This window comes from Enterobacter cloacae complex sp. 677-3DZ2D5B, from assembly GCF_004136695.1.
Classification (GTDB): domain Bacteria; phylum Pseudomonadota; class Gammaproteobacteria; order Enterobacterales; family Enterobacteriaceae; genus Enterobacter; species Enterobacter hormaechei_C.
On the sequence record NZ_QFLS01000012.1, the window covers coordinates 1 to 21,094 of the forward strand.

Sequence of the window (21,094 nt, forward strand, 5' to 3'; positions counted from 1 at the left end):
AAGGTGTTTTGGCGAAGAGACGAAATTTTCAGCTTAGATTCAGAGTCCGAAGGATTTTGCGCTGAGACAAGGCGGCAAACGAAGGAAAGGAAGGAGCATACTGAGGTATGTGACTGACTTTACGAGAGCAGCCAACGCAGTATCAGTGCGAAAGACACAGGACAGAGCACAAGAATTTGCCTGGCGGCTTTAGCGCGGTGGTCCCACCTGACCCCATGCCGAACTCAGAAGTGAAACGCCGTAGCGCCGATGGTAGTGTGGGGTCTCCCCATGTGAGAGTAGGGAACTGCCAGGCATCAAATTAAGTAGTAAGCCGGTGCATTAATCCGGTGGTTACAGAAGTATTCGGTGGAGCGGTAGTTCAGTCGGTTAGAATACCTGCCTGTCACGCAGGGGGTCGCGGGTTCGAGTCCCGTCCGTTCCGCCACTTATTAAGACATTAAGCCTGCCCTTTCGGCAGGCTTAATGGCAAAAACTTTAGGGGCGTAGCTCAGTTGGTAGAGCACCGGTCTCCAAAACCGGGTGTCGCGAGTTCGAGTCTCTCCGCCCCTGCCATATAGAATCCTTTGCTTCGGCAAAGGATTTTTTTTTGCCTGCAAAACAGCTCAACACCTTCCTGAAGAATAAGCAGCCTGCGTTTCCGCAGGCTTTTGCGTTAATCCAGTATGCTGGTTTTTAACAGATCTTTTATCTGCGACTGCTTATCGCTGTTTTGCAGCCAAATGGCATACAGCGGCCTGGAGAGAGTTGTCGAATCGGTGACAACATGGAGTGCGGGTTTATTATCCGCCCAGCGAACAGGTAACCATGTACAGCCTTTCAATGCGGGAAGATGCTGGCATGCGATCTCCGCAGAGCTTGTCGTGAGTTGCGGGATATCATCGCTGGCAATTAACCCCGTCTCGTGCTGCTGAAAATCAGGCCCCCATTCCAGGCGTAAATAATTCAGGTCGGCCTTCATCATTGCAGGCTCGGATGCATAGAGCGCCAGGCTAAACTGTCCAACAATCTGGCTGCTAAATTCGTCCATCTTGGGCGCTTCTGTGGTGATCAGGAGATCAAGCTGCCGCTCGTGGAGTTGCTTAACCAGCGACTGGCGTTGCGCAATCCTCGCCTCAAATTGCAGATGGTTGTGTGAGCGATATAGCCGCATAAGCCACTGGCTGAGCATGCATTCCCATAGTGAAGCGCTGGCACCGATCGAGAATTCATTATGCCGGGAGGTGTGCGCAACCTCCTTCCGCGCTGCCTGCCAGGTATTCATCAGGGTTTCTGCATAAGGCAATAGCTTTTCACCGGCCGGGGTTAAACGAATATTGTTGCGATGGCGGGTAAAAAGGTTCACACCCAGTTGATTTTCCAGCTGTCGAATACGAAAACTGACTGCTGACTGCGTCAGGTAGAGGGCTTCAGCTGCTCGCCCAAAGTGTCGCGTTCTGCTCACTTCGAGGAAAGTTTTTAGCAATTCCGTATCCACATCTTTCTCCGCAAAATTATTTGTCGTTATGATTTAAATGTTTTGTTTTACACTCTGTCAAGCGTAACTAATACTCCGCGCCATAAATAGCTCGGCCAAAGAATTAGGAGCGTGTAGGATGGCGGAAAGCTTTACGACGACTAATCGTTTTTTCGACAATAAACATTATCCGCGCGGGTTCTCTCGTCACGGCGATTTCACTATCAAAGAAGCTCAACTTCTTGAGCGCCATGGTTATGCCTTTAACGAGCTGGATCTGGGTAAACGTGAACCGGCAACCGAAGATGAAAAACAGTTTGTCTCTGTTTGCCGTGGTGAGCGTGAGCCGCAATCTGATGCAGAACGTGTATGGATCAAGTATATGGCTCGCATTAAGCGTCCTAAGCGTTTCCATACGCTGTCTGGCGGCAAGCCGCAGATGGAAGGTGCAGAAGACTACACCGAGTCTGACGATTAAGAAGAGAAGGGGCTACGGCCCCTTTTTTTTACGCCAGCATTTTTTGCAGATGCAACAGCAGCCGATCGATCGCACGGTAACTTAATGCCTCCTGCAAATGCCGCCTCTCTATTCCGGGGCAGCCCTCCACGTCGGCGACCGTGCGCGCAACTTTCAACAAACGCTGCCACGCGCGAATGGATAGCCCAAACCGCGTCAGTGTCTCTTCCAGCCAGCCTGCATCTTCAGCGTTGAGAGAACAAAACTGTCGGATCCCGCTGTTATCCAGCCGGGCATTCAGCCTGTTCTGACGAGCATACTGCCGCGCCTGCGCCGCAATAACCCGTTCACGCACAGCTGCTGAGCTTTCGCCTTTGATACCGGTTTGCCTCAGCAGACCGGGCGGGGGCAGGGGGATCTCGAGAGATAAATCAAAACGGTCGAGGAAGGGGCCGGACAGCTTACTCAGATAGCGCAGCGTCTGCTCCGGCGTACAGCGGTTATGATTGCCCTGATAATGACCCGTAGGGCTAGGGTTCATCGCGGCGACCAGCTGAAACTGCGCAGGGTAGCTTATTTTGGCCCGTGTACGAGACAGATGGATTTCGCCGGATTCAATCGGCTCCCGCAATGCATCCAGCACTCGGCGTTCAAACTCTGGCAATTCATCCAGGAAGAGAATGCCGTTGTGCGCCAGTGAGATTTCACCCGGACCGGGGATCGAACCCCCGCCCACCATCGCGGTAAGAGACGCACTGTGGTGTGGAGAGCGGAAAGGACGGCGGCGCCACTGTTTATGCAGCGACGTAGAACTGACCAGGCTAAATATCGCGGCGCTTTCCAGCGCTTCGTGATTATTGAGGGGTGGCAACAGGCCGTTCAATCTGCTCGCCAGCATCGTTTTCCCCGTGCCTGGCGGACCTATCAGTAACAGGTTATGCCCACCCGCGGCCGTTATCTCTAACGCTCGTTTACCCTGTTCCTGACCCATAATATCGCTGAGATCCTCGGGCGAATCTGGCGCCACCTCGTCATTCTCCTGCGGCTCGGCAAGCTCGTGTCGGCCTTCCAGCCAGGCGCAAACCTCCTGCAAATGTCCCGCGACAAGACATCCCTTTTCGGCGATAAGGCTTACTTCAGAGGCATTTTCATTGGCCACAATGATTTGTCTTCCCGCGCGTATGGCTTCAAGCGCACCCGAGATTGCTCCGGGAACGCCTCTTAACGCGCCTGTAAGCGCTAATTCACCCACGAACTCGCACGAGCTTAGCCCTGGCGTATTGAGCTGTTCAGAAGCCGCGAGAAGCGCTATAGCAATAGGTAAATCATATCGCCCTCCCTCCTTTGGCAAATCGGCGGGCGCAAGGTTGATGGTGATCTTCTTCGCCGGAAAAGCATAACCGCTATTAATAATTGCGCTGCGCACGCGATCCCTCGCCTCTTTAACGGTCGTTTCTGGTAAGCCGACCAGCGTCAGTCCGGGCAGTCCATTACTTAAATGAACCTCTACAGAAATAAGCGGTGCCTTCACGCCGATGGCCGCGCGTGTATAAACAACTGACAGTGACATAAGCCCTCCTTGGCGGTGACTATGCCAGCATCATTTTTTCCTGTTTAGCGCTAATTCACTGAATTACGGTGCTCGTTCCAGCCTTTTAGCGCCTAAATGTAATCATTACATGTCGGTGGAATCGGCCTCGCAGAAAAGGAATCATGCGCGCCTTGCCTGATGAAACAGGACAAAAAAAATGAAAAATCTTCATTTCTATTTTTTCCCTATATAAAACAACGATTTTGAAAGAAATAGTTCGCCTGCTACAGAAATAGGTCATAAAAAAATCTTGTGTCAGATGAAATATCTGTGGTAACTCTTTAGGTATTCCTTCGAACTAGATGCAAAAAGAACTGAAAATGACAGCCCTTCTACGAGTGATTAGCCTGGTCGTGATTAGCGTGGTGGTGATTATTATCCCACCGTGCGGGGCTGCACTTGGACGAGGAAAGGCTTAGAAATCAAGCCTTAACGAACTAAGACCCCCGCACCGAAAGGTCCGGGGGTTTTTTTATGACTAAAAAACGTAAATGAGGAGCAGAGAATGACAAGTAGCACAAAATTCTGTTTCTCCCGATTTATGACGGGGAACTAACTATGAATGGGGCACAGTGGGTAGTACATGCGTTGCGCGCGCAGGGAGTCGAGACAGTATTCGGTTATCCGGGTGGCGCAATTATGCCGATTTACGATGCACTGTATGACGGCGGCGTGGAGCACCTGTTGTGCCGACACGAGCAGGGCGCAGCGATGGCCGCCATCGGTTATGCCCGTGCCACCGGTAAAACCGGTGTCTGTATGGCGACCTCAGGTCCGGGCGCAACGAACCTGATCACCGGTCTTGCTGATGCACTGCTGGATTCTGTTCCCGTTGTTGCCATCACCGGACAGGTTGCCTCTCCGTTCATCGGCACCGATGCCTTCCAGGAAGTGGATGTGCTCGGTTTATCGCTGGCCTGCACCAAACACAGCTTCCTCGTTCAGTCTCTTGAAGAGCTGCCGCGGGTGATGGCCGAAGCGTTCGAGGTTGCCAGCTCTGGCCGTCCTGGCCCGGTTCTGGTTGATATCCCGAAAGATATCCAGGTTGCACTCGGCGATCTGGAACCGCATTTCTCTACCGTGAAAAGCGATGATGCATTCCCGCATGCAGAGGTGGAAGAGGCGCGTCAGATGATGGTGCAGGCCAAACAACCGATGCTGTACGTTGGTGGTGGCGTAGGTATGGCGCAGGCGGTTCCTGCCCTGCGCGAATTTATCGCGGCAACGCAAATGCCTGCCACCTGCACGCTGAAAGGGTTGGGTGCGGTAGATGCTGATTACCCCTACTATCTGGGCATGCTGGGGATGCATGGTACCAAAGCGGCAAACCTGGCGGTGCAGGAGTGTGACCTGCTCATCGCCGTCGGCGCGCGTTTTGACGACCGCGTCACCGGCAAGCTGAACACCTTCGCGCCAAACGCCAAAGTGATCCATATGGACATCGACCCGGCGGAGATGAACAAACTGCGTCAGGCGCATGTCGCGTTGCAGGGCGATCTTAACGCGCTGTTACCGGCCCTGGAGCAGCCGCTGGATATTAACCCATGGCGTCAGCACACCGCCGATATGCGCGCTGAACACGCCTGGCGTTACGACCACCCCGGCGAGGCCATCTACGCGCCGCTGCTGTTGAAGCAGTTGTCCGACCGTAAGCCCGCCGACAGCGTGGTGACGACCGATGTCGGCCAGCATCAGATGTGGTCTGCCCAGCACATGACCTACACCCGTCCGGAAAACTTCATCACGTCCAGCGGGTTAGGGACGATGGGCTTCGGTCTGCCAGCCGCCGTTGGTGCACAGGTTGCCCGCCCGAACGATACCGTTATCTGTATCTCCGGTGACGGCTCCTTCATGATGAACGTTCAGGAGCTCGGCACCGTGAAGCGCAAGCAGTTACCGTTGAAGATCGTGTTGCTCGATAACCAGCGTTTAGGGATGGTTCGCCAGTGGCAACAGCTGTTCTTCCAGGAACGTTACAGTGAAACCACCCTGACCGATAACCCCGATTTCCTCACCCTGGCCAGCGCCTTCGGCATTCCTGGCCAGCACATCACCCGTAAAGACCAGGTTGAAGCGGCACTCGACACCATGCTGTCAAGCGAAGGGCCATACCTGCTTCATGTCTCAATCGATGAGCTTGAGAACGTCTGGCCGTTGGTACCGCCCGGTGCCAGTAACTCACAAATGCTGGAGAAATTATCATGATGCAACATCAGGTCGCCGTGCAGGCTCGCTTCAACCCGGAAACATTAGAACGCGTTTTGCGCGTGGTTCGCCACCGTGGCTTTCAGATTTGCTCTATGAATATGGAAACGGCTACCGACGCACAGAACATCAGTATCGAATTAACCGTTGCCAGCCCGCGGCCGGTCGACTTACTGTTTAGTCAGTTATCAAAACTGGTAGACGTTGCCCATGTTGCCATCTGCCAGAGCACAACCACATCACAACAAATCCGCGCTTAAGCGTGACAGGACGAAAAAATGACGACAAAAAAAGCTGATTACATTTGGTTCAATGGTGAGATGGTTCGCTGGGAAGACGCGAAAGTTCACGTGATGTCCCACGCGCTGCACTACGGCACCTCCGTGTTTGAAGGGATCCGTTGCTACGACTCTCACAAAGGACCAGTGGTGTTCCGCCACCGTGAACACATGCAGCGTCTGCATGACTCAGCCAAAATTTATCGTTTCCCGGTCTCCCAAAGCGTTGATGAGTTGATGGAAGCCTGCCGCGAGGTGATTCGCCAGAACAAACTGACCAGCGCCTATATTCGTCCGCTGGTCTTCGTGGGTGATGTCGGCATGGGCGTCAACCCGCCCGCTGGCTATAACACCGATGTGATTATTGCTGCGTTCCCGTGGGGCGCCTACCTGGGCGCGGAAGCACTGGATCAGGGGATCGACGCAATGGTTTCTTCCTGGAACCGCGTGGCGCCAAACACTATCCCGACTGCGGCTAAAGCGGGCGGTAACTACCTGTCCTCACTGCTGGTCGGCAGCGAAGCGCGCCGTCACGGTTACCAGGAAGGTATCGCGCTGGATGTGAATGGCTACATCTCCGAAGGTGCGGGCGAAAACCTGTTTGAAGTAAAAGACGGCATTCTGTTCACCCCGCCGTTTACCTCGTCCGCGCTGCCAGGCATCACCCGTGACGCCATCATCAAGCTGGCAAAAGATCTGGGTATCGAAGTGCGCGAGCAGGTGCTGTCCCGCGAATCCCTGTACCTGGCTGACGAAGTGTTTATGTCCGGTACCGCGGCTGAAATTACGCCGGTGCGTAGCGTCGATGGCATTCAGGTGGGCGAAGGCCGCTGTGGCCCGGTGACCAAACGCATTCAGCAAGCGTTCTTTGGCCTCTTCACCGGCGAGACAGAAGATAAATACGGCTGGTTGGATCAGGTTAATCACTAAATATAAATTTGGGACGGCACGCACCGTCCCATTAAATAGTCAGACGGGAGTAAATAAAGCATGCCTAAGTATCGTTCAGCCACCACCACCCACGGCCGTAACATGGCCGGTGCCCGCGCGCTGTGGCGCGCCACCGGAATGACCGACGCCGATTTCGGCAAGCCAATTATCGCCGTGGTGAACTCCTTCACCCAGTTTGTGCCGGGCCACGTGCACCTGCGCGATCTCGGTAAGCTGGTTGCCGAGCAAATCGAAGCCTCCGGCGGCGTGGCGAAAGAGTTCAACACCATTGCGGTGGATGACGGTATCGCAATGGGCCACGGGGGGATGCTCTATTCGCTGCCGTCGCGCGAGCTGATCGCCGACTCGGTGGAGTATATGGTTAACGCCCACTGCGCCGATGCGATGGTCTGTATCTCCAACTGCGACAAAATCACCCCGGGGATGCTGATGGCCTCCCTGCGTCTGAACATTCCGGTGATCTTCGTTTCCGGCGGCCCGATGGAAGCGGGGAAAACCAAGCTTTCCGACAAAATCATCAAGCTCGACCTGGTCGATGCGATGATCCAGGGCGCGGACCCGAAAGTCTCTGACGAGCAGAGCGACCAGGTGGAACGCTCCGCGTGCCCGACCTGCGGCTCCTGTTCCGGGATGTTCACCGCCAACTCCATGAACTGCCTGACCGAAGCGCTGGGCCTGTCTCAGCCGGGCAACGGCTCGCTGCTGGCGACCCACGCCGACCGTAAGCAGCTGTTCCTTAACGCGGGCAAGCGCATCGTTGAGCTGACCAAACGCTACTACGAGCAGGACGATGCCAGCGCGCTGCCGCGCAACATCGCCAGTAAAGCGGCGTTCGAAAATGCCATGACGCTGGATATCGCCATGGGCGGTTCCACCAACACCGTTCTGCACCTGCTGGCCGCCGCGCAGGAAGCTGAAATCGACTTCACCATGAGCGACATCGACAAGCTCTCCCGCAAAGTGCCGCAGCTGTGTAAAGTCGCGCCGAGTACCCAGAAGTACCACATGGAAGATGTCCACCGTGCGGGTGGCGTGATTGGTATTCTCGGCGAGCTGGATCGCGCCGGGCTGCTTAACCGCGACGTGAAAAACGTGCTCGGCCTGACGCTGCCGGAGTCGCTGGAGCAGTACGACGTGATGCTGACCAAAGACGACGCGGTGAAAAACATGTATCGCGCCGGTCCGGCGGGCATCCGTACCACCCAGGCGTTCTCGCAGGATTGCCGTTGGGACACGCTTGATGACGATCGCGCCGAAGGATGCATTCGCTCGCTGGAACATGCCTATAGCAAAGACGGCGGCCTGGCCGTGCTGTACGGTAACTTTGCGGAAAATGGCTGTATCGTGAAAACCGCTGGCGTGGACGACAGCATCCTGAAATTCACCGGTCCGGCAAAAGTGTATGAAAGCCAGGACGAAGCGGTAGACGCCATCCTCGGTGGCAAAGTGGTAGAAGGCGACGTGGTGGTCATTCGCTACGAAGGACCGAAAGGCGGTCCCGGCATGCAGGAGATGCTCTACCCGACCACCTTCCTGAAATCGATGGGCCTCGGCAAAGCCTGCGCGCTGATCACCGATGGTCGTTTCTCCGGCGGCACGTCTGGTCTCTCCATCGGCCACGTCTCCCCGGAAGCGGCAAGCGGCGGCAATATCGCGATCATCGAAGATGGCGATCTGATTGAAATCGACATTCCAAACCGCGGCATTCAGCTGAAGTTGAGCGACCAGGAGATTGCGGCCCGTCGTGAAGCGCAGGAAGCCCGCGGCGACAAAGCCTGGACGCCGAAAGATCGCCAGCGCGAAGTCTCCTTCGCCCTGCGCGCCTACGCGAGCCTTGCAACCAGTGCAGATAAAGGCGCGGTGCGCGATAAATCTAAACTGGGGGGCTAACGATGGCCGAGTCACAACCCTTATCCGCCGCCCCTGAGGGGGCGGAATACCTGAGAGCGGTGCTACGCGCGCCGGTCTATGAAGCCGTGCAGGTCACGCCCCTGCAAAAAATGGAAAAACTCTCTTCGCGCCTCGACAACGTCATTCTGGTGAAGCGTGAAGACAGGCAGCCGGTGCACAGCTTCAAGCTGCGCGGAGCCTACGCGATGATGGCCGGGCTGACCGACGAGCAAAAAGCGCGCGGCGTGATTACCGCGTCGGCGGGCAACCACGCCCAGGGCGTCGCGTTCTCGTCTGCCCGTCTGGGGCTTAAGGCGCTGATCGTGATGCCGGTTGCTACCGCCGATATCAAGGTCGACGCGGTGCGCGGATTCGGCGGAGAAGTGCTGCTTCACGGCGCTAACTTTGACGAAGCCAAAGCCAAAGCGATTGAGCTGGCGCAGCAGCAGGGCTTCACCTGGGTGCCGCCGTTCGACCACCCGATGGTGATTGCCGGGCAGGGTACGCTGGCGCTGGAGCTGTTGCAGCAGGACGCCCATCTCGACCGCGTTTTCGTCCCGGTGGGCGGCGGTGGCTTAGCCGCAGGTGTGGCGGTGCTGATCAAACAGCTGATGCCGCAGATCAAAGTGATTGCGGTTGAAGCGGAAGACTCTGCCTGCCTGAAGGCGGCGCTGGACGCCGGACATCCTGTGGATCTGCCGCGCGTCGGGCTGTTCGCCGAGGGCGTGGCGGTGAAGCGCATTGGCGACGAAACGTTCCGTCTGTGCCAGGAGTATCTCGACGATATCGTCACGGTTGATAGCGACGCTATCTGCGCGGCGATGAAAGATCTCTTCGAGGATGTGCGTGCGGTGGCGGAACCGTCCGGCGCGCTGGCGCTGGCGGGGATGAAGAAATACATCGCCCAGCACAACATTCGCGGCGAACGTCTGGCGCACGTGCTTTCCGGCGCTAATGTGAACTTCCACGGCCTGCGCTACGTGTCCGAACGCTGTGAGCTGGGCGAGCAGCGTGAAGCCCTGCTGGCGGTGACCATTCCGGAAGAGAAGGGCAGCTTCCTGAAGTTCTGCCAGCTGCTGGGCGGCCGTTCGGTAACGGAGTTCAACTACCGCTTTGCCGACGCCAAAGATGCCTGCATTTTTGTCGGCGTGCGTCTGAGCCGTGGCGTGGAGGAGCGCAAAGAGATCCTCAGCCTGCTGCACGACGGCGGCTACAGCGTGGTCGATCTCTCTGACGATGAGATGGCGAAGCTGCACGTGCGTTACATGGTCGGCGGCCGTCCTTCCAAGCCGCTCCAGGAACGCCTGTTCAGCTTCGAGTTCCCGGAATCACCGGGCGCGTTGCTCAAGTTCCTGCACACGCTCGGCACGCACTGGAACATCTCTCTGTTCCACTACCGCAGCCACGGCACCGACTATGGCCGCGTGCTGGCGGCGTTCGAACTGGGCGAGCACGAGCCGGATTTCGAAACGCGCCTGAACGAGCTGGGCTATGAATGTCATGACGAAACCCATAACCCGGCTTTCAGGTTCTTTCTGGCTGGCTAGTGGTTCGGCAATATCGTCCAGAACGCATCAATAAGCGGCTCATGCAGCCGCTTTTTTTGTGCGCACACGCCCAGCTCAAACGGCGTCTTCTCGTCGCTGCGCTCCAGAATCAACACGCGGTTGCGCACCGGTTCCGGGCTGTTTTCCAGCACCACTTCCGGCAGCAGCGCCACGCCGCAGCCAAGCGCCACCATCGACACCATCGCCTCATGGCCGCCGACCGTGGCGTAAATCGACGGGTTACTGATCTTCTGGCGGCGGAACCACAGCTCAATGCGGCGGCGCACCGGCCCCTGATCGGCCATGATAAACGGCACCGTGGACCAGTCCGGTTTCTCCACCGAAACCTGGTTGCGCACCGGGCAGGGCAGCGCCGGGGCAATCAGCACTACCGCCAGATTCTCCAGCATCGAGAACGCCACCGCCCCCGGCAGCGTTTCAGGTTTTCCGGCAATCGCCAGATCCGCTTCGCCCGTTACCACTTTTTCCATCGCGTCGGCGGCATCGCCGGTGGTGAGCTTAATTTCAACCGACGGATGTTCCGCGCGGAAGCGGTCAAGAATGGGGGGAAGATGGCTGTAGGCAGCGGTCACGGAACAGAAAATATGCAGCTCGCCGGAAAGCGACGGCCCCTGCTGGTCGATGGTGTGCCGCAGCTGCTGATACTGCAACAAGGTTTGCTGGGCAAAGATGCGCAGCTCTTCGCCGGCTTCCGTGAGGGTGACGGTGCGGTTATCGCGCACGAACAGCGGCTGGCCGAGGTCTTCCTCAAGGCGCTGGATCTGGCGCGACAGCGTGGAGGGGCTGACGTGCATCGCCCGGGCGCTGCGGCCAAAGTGACGGCTTTCCGCCAGGTGCAGGAACATTTTCAGATCGCGTAAATCCACCGATTCCACTCCCTCTTTTTACATTGCATAAATTGCAATGTGACGTTGTGAATATATCAATTTCCGCAATAAATTTCCTGTTGTAATGTGGGTACATTGTCGCTGAAAGGCGAACCGAACAATAAATTACTCGTCGTCTTTCACGTTGTAGGTGCGTTGTCTGCGTCAACTCACCCCAGTCACTTACTAGAGTAAGCTCCTGGGGGTTCGCAGACTTGACGCCTTCCTAAAACGTGAAATCCATAGAGTAATAAACAACACAACATCACGAGGTATCACCCATGGCTAACTACTTTAATACACTGAACTTGCGCCAGCAGCTGGCGCAGCTGGGCAAATGCCGCTTCATGGCGCGCGATGAATTTGCTGATGGCGCGAGCTACCTTCAGGGTAAAAAAGTGGTCATTGTCGGCTGTGGCGCACAGGGTCTGAACCAGGGCCTGAACATGCGTGACTCCGGGCTGGATATCTCCTACGCCCTGCGCAAAGAAGCGATTGCCGAGAAGCGCGCTTCATGGCGTAAAGCGACCGAAAACGGCTTCAAAGTGGGCACCTACGAAGAGCTGATCCCGCAGGCGGATCTGGTGGTGAACCTGACGCCGGACAAGCAGCACTCTGACGTTGTGCGTTCCGTACAGCCGCTGATGAAAGACGGCGCCGCGCTGGGTTACTCCCACGGCTTCAACATCGTTGAAGTGGGCGAGCAGATCCGTAAAGACATCACCGTGGTGATGGTGGCACCGAAGTGCCCGGGCACCGAAGTGCGTGAAGAGTACAAACGTGGCTTCGGCGTACCGACGCTGATCGCCGTTCACCCGGAAAACGATCCGAAAGGCGAAGGCATGGCGATTGCCAAAGCCTGGGCAGCGGCCACCGGCGGCCATCGTGCGGGCGTACTGGAATCTTCCTTCGTTGCGGAAGTGAAATCTGACCTGATGGGCGAGCAGACTATCCTGTGCGGCATGCTCCAGGCTGGCTCTCTGCTGTGCTTCGACAAGCTGGTGGAAGAAGGCACCGACCCGGCATACGCGGAAAAACTGATTCAGTTCGGCTGGGAAACCATCACCGAAGCGCTGAAGCAGGGCGGCATTACGCTGATGATGGACCGTCTGTCCAACCCGGCAAAACTGCGCGCGTTCGCACTCTCTGAACAGCTGAAAACCATCATGGCGCCACTGTTCCAGAAACATATGGACGACATCATCTCCGGCGAGTTCTCCTCCGGCATGATGGCAGACTGGGCGAACGACGATAAGAAACTGCTGACCTGGCGTGAAGAGACCGGTAAAACCGCGTTCGAAACCGCACCACAGTACGACGGCAAGATCACCGAGCAGGAGTACTTCGATAAAGGCGTCCTGATGATTGCGATGGTGAAAGCAGGCGTTGAGCTGGCGTTCGAAACTATGGTGGATTCCGGCATCATTGAAGAGTCTGCGTACTACGAATCGCTGCACGAGCTGCCGCTGATCGCAAACACCATCGCCCGTAAGCGTCTGTATGAGATGAACGTGGTGATCTCCGATACCGCCGAGTACGGTAACTACCTGTTCTCTTACGCCTGCGTACCGCTGCTGAAAGAGTTCATGACCACCCTGCAAGCGGGCGATCTGGGCCAGGCGATTGCGGAAGGTGCGGTTGATAACGCGCAGCTGCGTGACGTTAACGAAGCGATTCGCAGCCACGAAATCGAGAAAGTGGGCCAGAAACTGCGTGGCTACATGACCGATATGAAACGTATCGCGGTAGCAGGCTAAACACGATGAATCGGGTGGCGCAAGCCACCCGAACTGTTTTAGCTACGCAGTATCGCGCCGGGATAACCCAGCTGGCGCCACGCCTCATACACCACCACCGACACCGCATTCGACAGGTTCATGCTGCGGCTGTCCGGCATCATCGGAATACGAATTTTCTGCTCGGCTGGCAGGGCATCCAGAATGGTGGCCGGCAGGCCGCGGGTTTCCGGACCAAACATCAGATAATCCCCGTCCTGATAGCTTACGGCGCTGTGCGCTGGCGTGCCTTTGGTGGTCAGGGCGAACATGCGCTGTGGTTTTTCGGATCCCAGAAACGCGGCGTAATCGTGATGACGAACGACGGCGGTAAACTCATGGTAGTCCAGCCCCGCGCGGCGCAGACGTTTGTCGTCCCACGTAAAGCCCATCGGCTCAATGATGTGCAGACGAAAACCGGTGTTGGCGCACAGGCGGATAATATTGCCGGTGTTCGGCGGAATTTCTGGTTCGAATAAGACGATGTTAAGCATGCTGCCCCCTTAATTGCGGGGGCAGAATAGCAGAAAAGAGAGGGACTAGGCGACGCCCGGCTCCTGCGCGCGGCTATACAGCATTTTGTAGACGGTTGCCGCCGCGGCCACGAGAGCAGGCACGCTGAGGATCATTAAAATACTGTCTGCCTGCCACTGCATGGAAAGAAGCTGGGCGCTGGTCATGGTGCCCGCCACGCCGCCGAAGCGGCCGATCCCCTGCATCCAGGCGATACCCGTCGCGCGGCACTCGGTAGGGTAAAAGGTGGCGGCCAGGGTCTGCATGCCCGACTGCGCGCCGTTCATCGCGATCCCCATCAGGAAAATTAACCCGCCAAACAGGGCGATATGGTTATGCTCAATGCCGAGTAAAAGAATCAGGCCCATCGTCAGCACGAAACCACACGCGACCACCTTGTGCGCTTCCCAGCGATCCATCATCCAGCCCGCGAGCAAAATGCCAGCGGTGCCGCCGAAGGTGAACAGCGAGGTGAGCCAGGCGGATTCCGCCAGCGCATACCCCATCCCCTGCATCAGCGTCGGCATCCAGCTCAGCAGGACGTAATAAATCACCAGTCCCATAAAGTAGGTGACCCACAGCATCAGGGTGCCGGGCAGCCAGGGCATGGAAAACAGCTGCGACACGCTGCCTTTTTTCGACGCGACTTTCTCCTCTGTCAGGAAAAAGCCCGTGACGCTATCCAGCGTGCTGCGGGCGAACCGGCTGGCGATGCGGCGAACCTGGGCGACGTCTTTCCCGCGCTGCACCAGAAACTTCACCGACTCCGGCAACAGCAGCGCCAGCAGCACCGTTAAAATCAGCGGCGCAATCGCGCCGGTCAGCAGCACGCTTCGCCAGCCATGGTGAGGGATAAGCCAGGACGAGATCGCCCCGCCGCCCGCCGCACCCAGCGGAAAGCCGCAGTACATGGTGTTAATTGCCATGGCGCGGCAGCGCTGGGGGGCAAACTCTGAGATCAGCGTGATGGCGTTAGGCATCGCGGCGCCCAGCCCGAGACCGGTCAGAAATCGCCATAGCGTCAGGGTATTCAGACTTTGCGCCCAGGCCGTGCCCAGGCTCGCCAGGCCGAAGAAGAGACACGAAAAGACCAGCACGCGCTTGCGTCCCATCCGGTCCGATACCGGACCTGCAATCAGGGCTCCCAGCGACAGCCCCAGCAGCGCCGCACTCAGCACCGGCCCCAGATCCTGTTTATGTATTCCCCACTCCGTCGACAGCGTAGGCGCAATGTAACCCATCGCTGCGGTATCAAACCCATCGATCGCCAGCACCAGAAAGCCCAGCACAATAAGAAGCCAGTGAAACCCTGAAAAAGGACTTTCATCGATCACCTGCTGAATATCCACCCGACCTGAATACGTCATACGTTCCCCTCCGATGTGATGTTGTTTTTGTGTTCTTGTATTTGCTTGTCTATACAATTGCGGAGGGGCGGGGTGTGTCAAATTTTCTTATCAAGAATGTTACTCAGGTGTTATTTTCGACAAAAAAAGCGCCCGAGGGGAAAGTCGGGCGCGGAAGAAGGGGAGGCTAACCGGGGAAGATCAGGCCGCGTTTCCTTGGGAAAGAGGGGCCAGCGCCGCAGGCAGCTTACTGAGCTCCTGCACCAGAGAGTCTTTGCTGATTTCGCTAATCGACTTCGCCCCGGTCAGGGTCATCGCTACTTTCATCTCTTTCTCGATCAGGTTCAGCAGATTCGCCACGCCCGCCTGGCCGCTGGTGGCCAGCGCGTACAGGTAAGCACGGCCCAGCAGCACGCTGTCGGCGCCGAGCGCAATCATGCGCACCACGTCCAGCCCGTTACGGATGCCGCTATCGGCCAGGATCGCAATATCGCCTTTCACCGCATCGGCAATGGCCGGCAGGGCGCGGGCGGAGGAGAGCACCCCATCAAGCTGGCGGCCACCATGGTTAGAGACCACGATCCCATCGGCGCCAAAACGCACCGCGTCGCGGGCATCTTCCGGGTCGAGGATCCCTTTGATCACCATCGGGCCGTCCCAGAATTCGCGGATCCACTCCAGGTCTTTCCAGGAGATCGACGGATCGAAATTGTTCGCCAGCCAGCCAATGTAGTCCTCCAGCCCGGTCGGTTTACCCAGGTAGGCCGAAATATTGCCCAGATCGTGCGGACGGCCGTTCAACCCGACATCCCACGCCCACTGCGGGTGCGTCACCGCCTGCCAGTAACGGCGCAGGGCCGCGTTAGGGCCGCTCATGCCGGAGTGGGCGTCGCGGTAGCGCGCGCCGGGGGTCGGCATGTCGACGGTAAAGACCAGGGTTGAGCAGCCCGCCGCTTTGGCGCGCTCCAGCGCGTTGCGCATAAAACCGCGATCGCGCAGGACGTACAGCTGGAACCACATCGGGCGCTTGATGGTCGGGGCGACTTCTTCAATCGGGCAGACGGACACGGTGGAAAGGGTAAACGGAATGCCTTTGGCATCTGCGGCGGCGGCGGCCTGCACTTCACCGCGACGGGCATACATGCCACATAAACCGACGGGCGCAAGCGCTACCGGCATGGAGAGCGTCTCGTTAAACAGCTTCGTCTCAAGGCTCAGGTCAGACATATTTTTCAGCACGCGCTGGCGCAGGGCCACTTCCGACAGGTCCTCCACGTTGCGGCGCAGGGTATATTCGGCGTACGCCCCGCCGTCAATGTAGTGGAACAGGAATGGCGGCAAAATGCGCTGTGCCGCGGCGCGATAGTCACTGGCTGCGGAAATAATCATGCTTTGTTCTCCCTGGAAATATCACTCTCGCCAGGCAGACGGGTAATACGCGCCTGTCGGGCCTGATCTTCATCGAATCGTTTAATGGTGGTATGCACGAAGCCGAGATGCGCCATCATCGCCTTGCGCGCGGCCTCGGCATCACCGGCCAGAATGGCGTTGAGCACCGCCTCGTGCTGTTCGGTCAGCTGGGCAAATACCGGCGGGACCAGATACATGCGCTGGCGACTCTGCTTCACGGAGGATTGCAGCAGGTCGAAGAACCCGCGCATGGTTTGCAGCAGCACCACGTTGTGCGAGGCCTCGGCAATCGCCAGATGGAACCGCACGTCCGCCTGGGAGGCGATGTCCGGGTCGCTGCTTTGCGTGGCTTCAAAACAGGCTTTGAGCTTCTCTTTGTCGGCGTCGGTTGCCCGCATCGCCGCGTGCCACGCGGTGCTGGTTTCGATGGCGTGACGCGCTTCGAGGATGTCGAAGCTGTAGTCCGGGTCGTTTTCCATCAGCGTCTTCAGCGGCTGCACGATGTTTTGTTCGGACCAGTCGTCATGCTGCCAGCGCACGAAGGTGCCGCCACCGCGACGGCTCAGCAGCACCCCTTCGCTGACCAGCGTCGCCAGCGCCTCGCGCAGTGAGTTGCGCGACACGCCAAGCTGAGCGGCAAGCTGACGCTCGGCGGGCAATCTCATGCCCGCTTCCAGCTGTTGTTCTTCTATCAGCGCCCGTACGCGAGTGGCAATCTCGTCGGACAGGCGTCTGGGCATCACTATCATGGAATCATCCAGGTTAAGACATAGGCCTGCAATGTGGTGATCACGCCCACCATGCAGGTAAATATCAGGCTGTGTTTAACGGTAAAGCGGAACAGATCCGACTCTTTGCCTACCAGCCCCACCGCAGCACAGGCAATGGCGATGGACTGCGGTGAGATCATCTTCCCGGTCACGCCGCCGGTGGTGTTCGCGGCGACCAGCAGCACGTCCGAGACGCCAATCTGCTGCGCGGCCGTGGCCTGTAGGGCAGCAAACAGGGCGTTAGATGACGTATCTGAACCGGTCAGGAACACCCCCAGCCAGCCGAGGAACGGCGAGAAGAAGGTAAACGCGTGGCCGGTATGCGCCAGCGCTAACGCCAGCGTCGACGACAGGCCGGAGTAATTCGAAATAAACGCGAACGCCAGCACCATGCCGATGGAGTAAATCGGCAGCATCAGCTCTTTAATCGTCGCCGCAAAGGTCTGTACCGCGGCGGCAGGCTTCATGCGCAGCCACACAACGGAAAGGATAGCGGCAAACAGGATGGCCGTACCGGTGGCTGAGAACCAGTCGAACTTAAACACTGCCGCATACGGCGTGGCGTCGTGCACCACCGGCGGCATACGGGCGACCATTTTGTCGAGGAACGGCACGGAGATATTAATCACCATGTCGTACAGCGCGCCGCCCGGGGCGAACAGGGCTTTAAACGGCGGAATGCTCCACAGCGTCACGGTGGCGGTCAGGAACAGGAACGGTGACCACGCGCGCACAATCTGTCCGGCGGTATAGCCGGTGCGCGCCAGCGTCTGATCCACGTGCGATGCGCCCATGTCAGCAAAGCGGAAGATACGTACCGGCTGCCAGCGTTTCAGGAACAGCGTCAGGCAGACCAGCGACACCAGGGAAGAGATGATGTCCGGCAGTTCCGGGCCGAGGAAGTTGGAGCTGAGATACTGGGCAATGGCGAACGAACCGCCCGCTACCATCACCGCAGGCCAGGTCTCCTTCACGCCGCGCCAGCCGTCCATAATCGCCATGATCCAGAACAGCACGATAATGGTCAGGAACGGCAGCTGGCGGCCCACCATCTGGCCGATCTCGAAGCTGTCCAGCCCGGTCACCTGGCCCGCCACCAGAATCGGAATGCCCATCGCGCCAAACGCCACCGGGGCGGTGTTCACAATCAGGCACAGGCCAGCGGCATACAGCGGATTAAAGCCCAGCCCGACCAGCAGAGCGGCGGTGATCGCCACCGGCGCGCCGAATCCTGCCGCCCCTTCAAGGAACGCCCCGAAGGAGAAACCGACAATCAGCATCTGTAAACGCTGGTCCGGTGTAATAGAGAGAATCGACGAGCGAATAATGTCGAACTGCCCGGTTTTCACCGAGATTTTGTAGACAAAGACGGCGGCGATGATGATCCACGCAATCGGCCACAGGCCGTAGAAGAAACCATACACCACGGAGGCCAGCGCGCGATCGACCGGCATTTTATAGAAGAACAGCGCCACCAGCAGGGCGATGGCAACGGTGTACGTTGCGGCAAGGTAGCCCTTCAGCTTGAGCTTTATCAGCGCAAAGAAGAAGAACAGGATCGGTAGCGATGCGATCAGGCTCGACAGCCAGATATTCCCGGCCGGATCGTAGTTTTGTTGCCAGAGGCTCATGCAGGTCTCCTGAGGACCACACAGGTGTTCGTCGGGTGAGTCTCTGCTCATCTCAGCGTCACACTTAGTGTAAAAGTGGTCCTTCCAATATTGTGATGTAGGGTTAATGGCAATAAATGGTTAACCAAGTGTTGCTATTCAGCAATGCTTTTGTGAAGTGGAGCATCGAAACTGTGAACGATGGATAGCTTTGCGCATGATTGGTAGGACCAAAACCGCAAGTTCAACTCACCGCGTGCGTTGGGAGCGGTAGTCAGGTGGAGGGCATTACATTCGCCTTTTGAGCAGATACGGCGCGTAAAAGAGGTTGAATAAAATGGGTATGTGATAATATTGCGTGAATCAAATGAGGTTTGTTTGTTTTGTTTATGTTTTTGAAAATCTGTATATGTGTGATCAGAGTGATATATTTCCTATAAATAAAAAATTTTTTTGGTTAAAAATGCGAAATCGAAGCTGTAGCAAAAAATTTTAATTAAGGTAAATTTCACATATAGATTTTAACAGTGTATTACAAACGATCAATTGCTGATCGATAAGGAAATATCCTGTTTAACCGTGATTTTTCAGGATAAAGTGAAAGAATTTTTTGCTGAAGTGACATTTTTTGGCTAATAATATTCTGAAATAAATTGATCAAACAATGATCAGTTAACTCTCTTGTTATTTAGTTGCGGTATTAAAAGCAGATTAATAATTATTAGGGCAATGGAAAGGGGTTAAATTTGTTAGCTGAGTGTTAATTTCAGAATGTTTACAAGCGCGGCGTATTACTTTTCAATACGTAGACGTTAAAAGGCATTTGATTTACTATTTATTCAGAAGCAACGTAACAGAAGATTTTAAATTTATTACTAACCACAACGTATTCAGTGTTATTTTCGGCCAGAAGTCATTCCTCAGTTGAAGGATATCTGTGTATGGCCTTCTGAAAATATACGGATTATCACCATGGGATGGACCCTGCTTTATTCTATAAGGTCGCGTCACCCATTCTGCTAAAACCCTTTCGGTGGCGTTTTTAAATCCTTATAGCGGTTATTGTACCTGGTACAACAAGTCTATATCTGTTTAATTTACAGAGGGGAAAGTGTTCCAAATGAAAATCAAAAATGTGGCGCTGGCGATTGCCGCGGCGGGGCTGCTGTTATCTTCTCAATCGATACTGGCAAGCAGTGATTCTGGCGTTAATGCTTCTCTGGATACCGGTGCGGGTTCGCAAAGTACGGGCGGGGTGATCAATTTTACCGGGAAGATTACCCTTATTTCCTGTGATATTACTCCGGCCTCTAAAAACAAAACGGTAGACCTTGGGGCGTGGGCAAAAAGCTACTTTGACGATCACAACGAAACGACGCCGCGCGAGTTCAAAATCAACGTGGAAAACTGCCCGGAGACGGTTGAATCGGTTGCGGTACTGTTTGACGGAACCAAAGATACGGTGAATGACACACTGCTTCAGGTTACGCCAGGTGAAGGTATGGCGACGGGTGTCGGCGTGAAGCTTTATAACAGCGATCGCAGCACGGCGATTAAACCGGGTACGGTATCTGAAACAACCTCACCGGATGATGAAGGCAATGCTGAATTAACTTTCTATGCCGCACTTGACAAAGATGGCACAGAAATCAACGCCGGCGATGTTAACGCCGTTTCTAACTTCCTGATGGTTTATAACTGATTTCACTGTCAGCCACCTCCAGAGATAATAATGATGAAACGTTTATCGTATATTATGCTCATTGCATTAATGGTTAGTTCTGCGTCAGTTTCCGCTGGCGTTGTAATGGGGGGAACACGGATCGTATACCCACAACATAGCAAGGAGGTGGCATTTTCTGTTTCTAATATGGAAAGTGCGGTTCCCTATCTTATTCAGTCGTGGGTTGAAGGGGATGGGCAGGGTAAAAATAACGCTGCGCCATTTATTGTCACGCCACCTCTGTTCAGACTTGATCCGGAGCAGACCAACACGCTGCGTATTCAATATACCGGCGCTCCGCTGCCCACAGATCGTGAATCTGTATTCTGGCTCGATATTAAAGCGATTGCGCCAAAGCCAAAAGAGAGCAGCAACGAATTACAAGTTAACGTTAAATCGAAATTTAAAATTTTCCACCGCCCGGACAATCTGAAAGGGGACGCTGCAACTGCCTGGCAGAAAATAACGTTTTCGCGGACGGGAAAAGGGCTTAAGGCCGCTAACCCGACGCCATACTACGTCTCTTTTTATCGGCTGACCGTTGGCGGGCATAAAATTGAGCAGCCGGGCATGATCGGTCCAGGGGAAACCCGTGAATGGTCTGTGTCCGCCTCCGGGGGCGTAAGCTGGTCGGCTATTAATGATTTTGGTGCCATCACCGCCACCCACACCCAGCCTCTTTAAG

The 21,094-nt window shown here is 56.1% G+C and carries 19 protein-coding genes, 2 tRNA genes and 1 rRNA gene; 14 read left to right on the forward strand and 8 right to left on the reverse strand.

Annotated features, from left to right (window positions below):
- The first annotated feature begins 179 nt into the window (after window positions 1-179).
- The 3 genes from rrf to DD597_RS18915 all read left to right on the forward strand — a co-directional run bounded on the left by rrf (window position 180) and on the right by DD597_RS18915 (window position 555).
- Window positions 180-295: ribosomal RNA gene (gene rrf, locus DD597_RS18905) — 5S ribosomal RNA — on the forward strand.
- 55 nt (window positions 296-350) lie between these two features.
- A tRNA-Asp gene (locus DD597_RS18910) sits at window positions 351-427 on the forward strand.
- A gap of 52 nt (window positions 428-479) precedes the next feature.
- A tRNA-Trp gene (locus DD597_RS18915) sits at window positions 480-555 on the forward strand.
- Window positions 556-655: 100 nt separating this feature from the next.
- On the opposite strand, the gene hdfR is transcribed toward DD597_RS18915, so the two are convergent.
- Complete coding sequence (hdfR, locus tag DD597_RS18920; RefSeq protein ID WP_003860190.1) at window positions 656-1,477, reverse strand: HTH-type transcriptional regulator HdfR; 822 nt, start codon at window positions 1,475-1,477, stop codon at window positions 656-658.
- Between the two features lie 118 nt (window positions 1,478-1,595).
- Here hdfR and DD597_RS18925 point away from each other — a divergent pair, with 118 nt between their 5' ends.
- The gene (locus DD597_RS18925; protein WP_006808641.1) at window positions 1,596-1,934 is read left to right on the forward strand and encodes a DUF413 domain-containing protein; all 339 of its coding nucleotides are present in this window, start codon (window positions 1,596-1,598) and stop codon (window positions 1,932-1,934) included.
- A 28-nt stretch (window positions 1,935-1,962) separates the two neighbouring features.
- Here DD597_RS18925 and DD597_RS18930 read toward each other — a convergent pair whose 3' ends face one another.
- Window positions 1,963-3,483, reverse strand: coding sequence for a YifB family Mg chelatase-like AAA ATPase (locus tag DD597_RS18930; protein WP_045895495.1), 1,521 nt, complete (start codon window positions 3,481-3,483; stop codon window positions 1,963-1,965).
- 341 nt (window positions 3,484-3,824) lie between these two features.
- On the opposite strand from DD597_RS18930, the gene ilvL reads away from it, so the two are divergent.
- From ilvL to ilvA, 7 genes are all read left to right on the forward strand, one after another.
- Window positions 3,825-3,923 carry an ilv operon leader peptide gene (gene ilvL, locus DD597_RS18935; protein ID WP_001311244.1) on the forward strand — a complete coding sequence of 33 codons (99 nt, stop codon included), beginning with the start codon at window positions 3,825-3,827 and terminating at the stop codon, window positions 3,921-3,923.
- An 86-nt stretch (window positions 3,924-4,009) separates the two neighbouring features.
- On the forward strand, window positions 4,010-4,060 hold the full coding sequence (gene ilvX, locus DD597_RS25055) for a peptide IlvX (protein WP_192930497.1): 51 nt from the start codon (window positions 4,010-4,012) through the stop codon (window positions 4,058-4,060).
- Between the two features lie 2 nt (window positions 4,061-4,062).
- Window positions 4,063-5,709 (forward strand): acetolactate synthase 2 catalytic subunit, encoded by a 1,647-nt coding sequence (ilvG, locus tag DD597_RS18940; protein WP_032660756.1) that lies wholly within the window; start codon window positions 4,063-4,065, stop codon window positions 5,707-5,709.
- Window positions 5,706-5,969 (forward strand): acetolactate synthase 2 small subunit, encoded by a 264-nt coding sequence (gene ilvM / locus DD597_RS18945; protein WP_003860184.1) that lies wholly within the window; start codon window positions 5,706-5,708, stop codon window positions 5,967-5,969. Before ilvG ends, ilvM begins: the two co-directional genes overlap by 4 nt.
- Before the next feature lie 18 nt (window positions 5,970-5,987).
- Window positions 5,988-6,917: a branched-chain-amino-acid transaminase gene (ilvE, locus tag DD597_RS18950; protein WP_003860182.1), complete on the forward strand. Its 930-nt coding sequence runs from the start codon at window positions 5,988-5,990 to the stop codon at window positions 6,915-6,917.
- Window positions 6,918-6,977: 60 nt separating this feature from the next.
- On the forward strand, window positions 6,978-8,828 hold the full coding sequence (gene ilvD / locus DD597_RS18955) for a dihydroxy-acid dehydratase (RefSeq protein ID WP_008501574.1): 1,851 nt from the start codon (window positions 6,978-6,980) through the stop codon (window positions 8,826-8,828).
- A gap of 2 nt (window positions 8,829-8,830) precedes the next feature.
- Window positions 8,831-10,375: a threonine ammonia-lyase, biosynthetic gene (gene ilvA, locus DD597_RS18960; protein ID WP_032660750.1), complete on the forward strand. Its 1,545-nt coding sequence runs from the start codon at window positions 8,831-8,833 to the stop codon at window positions 10,373-10,375.
- Here the strand turns inward: ilvA and ilvY are convergent.
- Window positions 10,372-11,262, reverse strand: coding sequence for an HTH-type transcriptional activator IlvY (gene ilvY / locus DD597_RS18965; protein WP_129256506.1), 891 nt, complete (start codon window positions 11,260-11,262; stop codon window positions 10,372-10,374). The genes ilvA and ilvY overlap by 4 nt on opposite strands.
- Window positions 11,263-11,543: 281 nt before the next feature.
- Between ilvY and ilvC the strand changes: the two genes are divergently transcribed.
- On the forward strand, window positions 11,544-13,019 hold the full coding sequence (ilvC, locus tag DD597_RS18970) for a ketol-acid reductoisomerase (protein ID WP_006808634.1): 1,476 nt from the start codon (window positions 11,544-11,546) through the stop codon (window positions 13,017-13,019).
- Window positions 13,020-13,057: 38 nt separating this feature from the next.
- Here the strand turns inward: ilvC and trmL are convergent, their stop codons facing one another.
- From trmL to lldP, 5 genes are all read right to left on the reverse strand, one after another.
- Window positions 13,058-13,531, reverse strand: a complete 474-nt coding sequence (gene trmL, locus DD597_RS18975; RefSeq protein WP_003860178.1) for a tRNA (uridine(34)/cytosine(34)/5-carboxymethylaminomethyluridine(34)-2'-O)-methyltransferase TrmL — start codon at window positions 13,529-13,531, stop codon at window positions 13,058-13,060.
- 45 nt (window positions 13,532-13,576) lie between these two features.
- On the reverse strand, window positions 13,577-14,917 hold the full coding sequence (locus DD597_RS18980) for an aromatic acid/H+ symport family MFS transporter (RefSeq protein ID WP_023315025.1): 1,341 nt from the start codon (window positions 14,915-14,917) through the stop codon (window positions 13,577-13,579).
- 180 nt (window positions 14,918-15,097) lie between these two features.
- Complete coding sequence (gene lldD, locus DD597_RS18985) at window positions 15,098-16,285, reverse strand: quinone-dependent L-lactate dehydrogenase (protein WP_006808631.1); 1,188 nt, start codon at window positions 16,283-16,285, stop codon at window positions 15,098-15,100.
- The gene (gene lldR, locus DD597_RS18990; protein WP_006808630.1) at window positions 16,282-17,055 is read right to left on the reverse strand and encodes a transcriptional regulator LldR; all 774 of its coding nucleotides are present in this window, start codon (window positions 17,053-17,055) and stop codon (window positions 16,282-16,284) included. The genes lldD and lldR overlap by 4 nt, the downstream gene beginning before the upstream one ends.
- Entirely contained in the window at window positions 17,052-18,707 is a 1,656-nt protein-coding gene (gene lldP, locus DD597_RS18995; protein ID WP_003860175.1) for an L-lactate permease, read from the reverse strand. The genes lldR and lldP overlap by 4 nt, the downstream gene beginning before the upstream one ends.
- Before the next feature lie 1,099 nt (window positions 18,708-19,806).
- On the opposite strand from lldP, the gene DD597_RS19000 reads away from it, so the two are divergent.
- Together DD597_RS19000 and DD597_RS19005 are read left to right on the forward strand one after the other, a co-directional pair.
- Entirely contained in the window at window positions 19,807-20,388 is a 582-nt protein-coding gene (locus DD597_RS19000) for a fimbrial protein (protein WP_032627973.1), read from the forward strand.
- Window positions 20,389-20,418: 30 nt separating this feature from the next.
- Window positions 20,419-21,093 (forward strand): molecular chaperone, encoded by a 675-nt coding sequence (locus DD597_RS19005; protein WP_129256507.1) that lies wholly within the window; start codon window positions 20,419-20,421, stop codon window positions 21,091-21,093.
- Window position 21,094 lies beyond the last annotated feature (1 nt).

What these genes read in the sequence shown, in the direction of transcription:
- ilvD (WP_008501574.1), top strand. Translation starts at nt 6,978, where the DNA reads ATGCCTAAGTATCGTTCAGCCACCACCACCCACGGCCGTAACATGGCC.
- DD597_RS19005 (WP_129256507.1), top strand. Translation starts at nt 20,419, where the DNA reads ATGATGAAACGTTTATCGTATATTATGCTCATTGCATTAATGGTTAGT.
- trmL (WP_003860178.1), bottom strand. Translation starts at nt 13,531, where the DNA reads ATGCTTAACATCGTCTTATTCGAACCAGAAATTCCGCCGAACACCGGC.
- DD597_RS18930 (WP_045895495.1), bottom strand. Translation starts at nt 3,483, where the DNA reads ATGTCACTGTCAGTTGTTTATACACGCGCGGCCATCGGCGTGAAGGCA.
- lldD (WP_006808631.1), bottom strand. Translation starts at nt 16,285, where the DNA reads ATGATTATTTCCGCAGCCAGTGACTATCGCGCCGCGGCACAGCGCATT.
- ilvA (WP_032660750.1), top strand. Translation starts at nt 8,831, where the DNA reads ATGGCCGAGTCACAACCCTTATCCGCCGCCCCTGAGGGGGCGGAATAC.
- ilvM (WP_003860184.1), top strand. Translation starts at nt 5,706, where the DNA reads ATGATGCAACATCAGGTCGCCGTGCAGGCTCGCTTCAACCCGGAAACA.
- DD597_RS18925 (WP_006808641.1), top strand. Translation starts at nt 1,596, where the DNA reads ATGGCGGAAAGCTTTACGACGACTAATCGTTTTTTCGACAATAAACAT.
- ilvG (WP_032660756.1), top strand. Translation starts at nt 4,063, where the DNA reads ATGAATGGGGCACAGTGGGTAGTACATGCGTTGCGCGCGCAGGGAGTC.
- DD597_RS19000 (WP_032627973.1), top strand. Translation starts at nt 19,807, where the DNA reads ATGAAAATCAAAAATGTGGCGCTGGCGATTGCCGCGGCGGGGCTGCTG.
- ilvC (WP_006808634.1), top strand. Translation starts at nt 11,544, where the DNA reads ATGGCTAACTACTTTAATACACTGAACTTGCGCCAGCAGCTGGCGCAG.
- ilvL (WP_001311244.1), top strand. Translation starts at nt 3,825, where the DNA reads ATGACAGCCCTTCTACGAGTGATTAGCCTGGTCGTGATTAGCGTGGTG.
- DD597_RS18980 (WP_023315025.1), bottom strand. Translation starts at nt 14,917, where the DNA reads ATGACGTATTCAGGTCGGGTGGATATTCAGCAGGTGATCGATGAAAGT.
- ilvE (WP_003860182.1), top strand. Translation starts at nt 5,988, where the DNA reads ATGACGACAAAAAAAGCTGATTACATTTGGTTCAATGGTGAGATGGTT.
- lldR (WP_006808630.1), bottom strand. Translation starts at nt 17,055, where the DNA reads ATGATAGTGATGCCCAGACGCCTGTCCGACGAGATTGCCACTCGCGTA.
- lldP (WP_003860175.1), bottom strand. Translation starts at nt 18,707, where the DNA reads ATGAGCCTCTGGCAACAAAACTACGATCCGGCCGGGAATATCTGGCTG.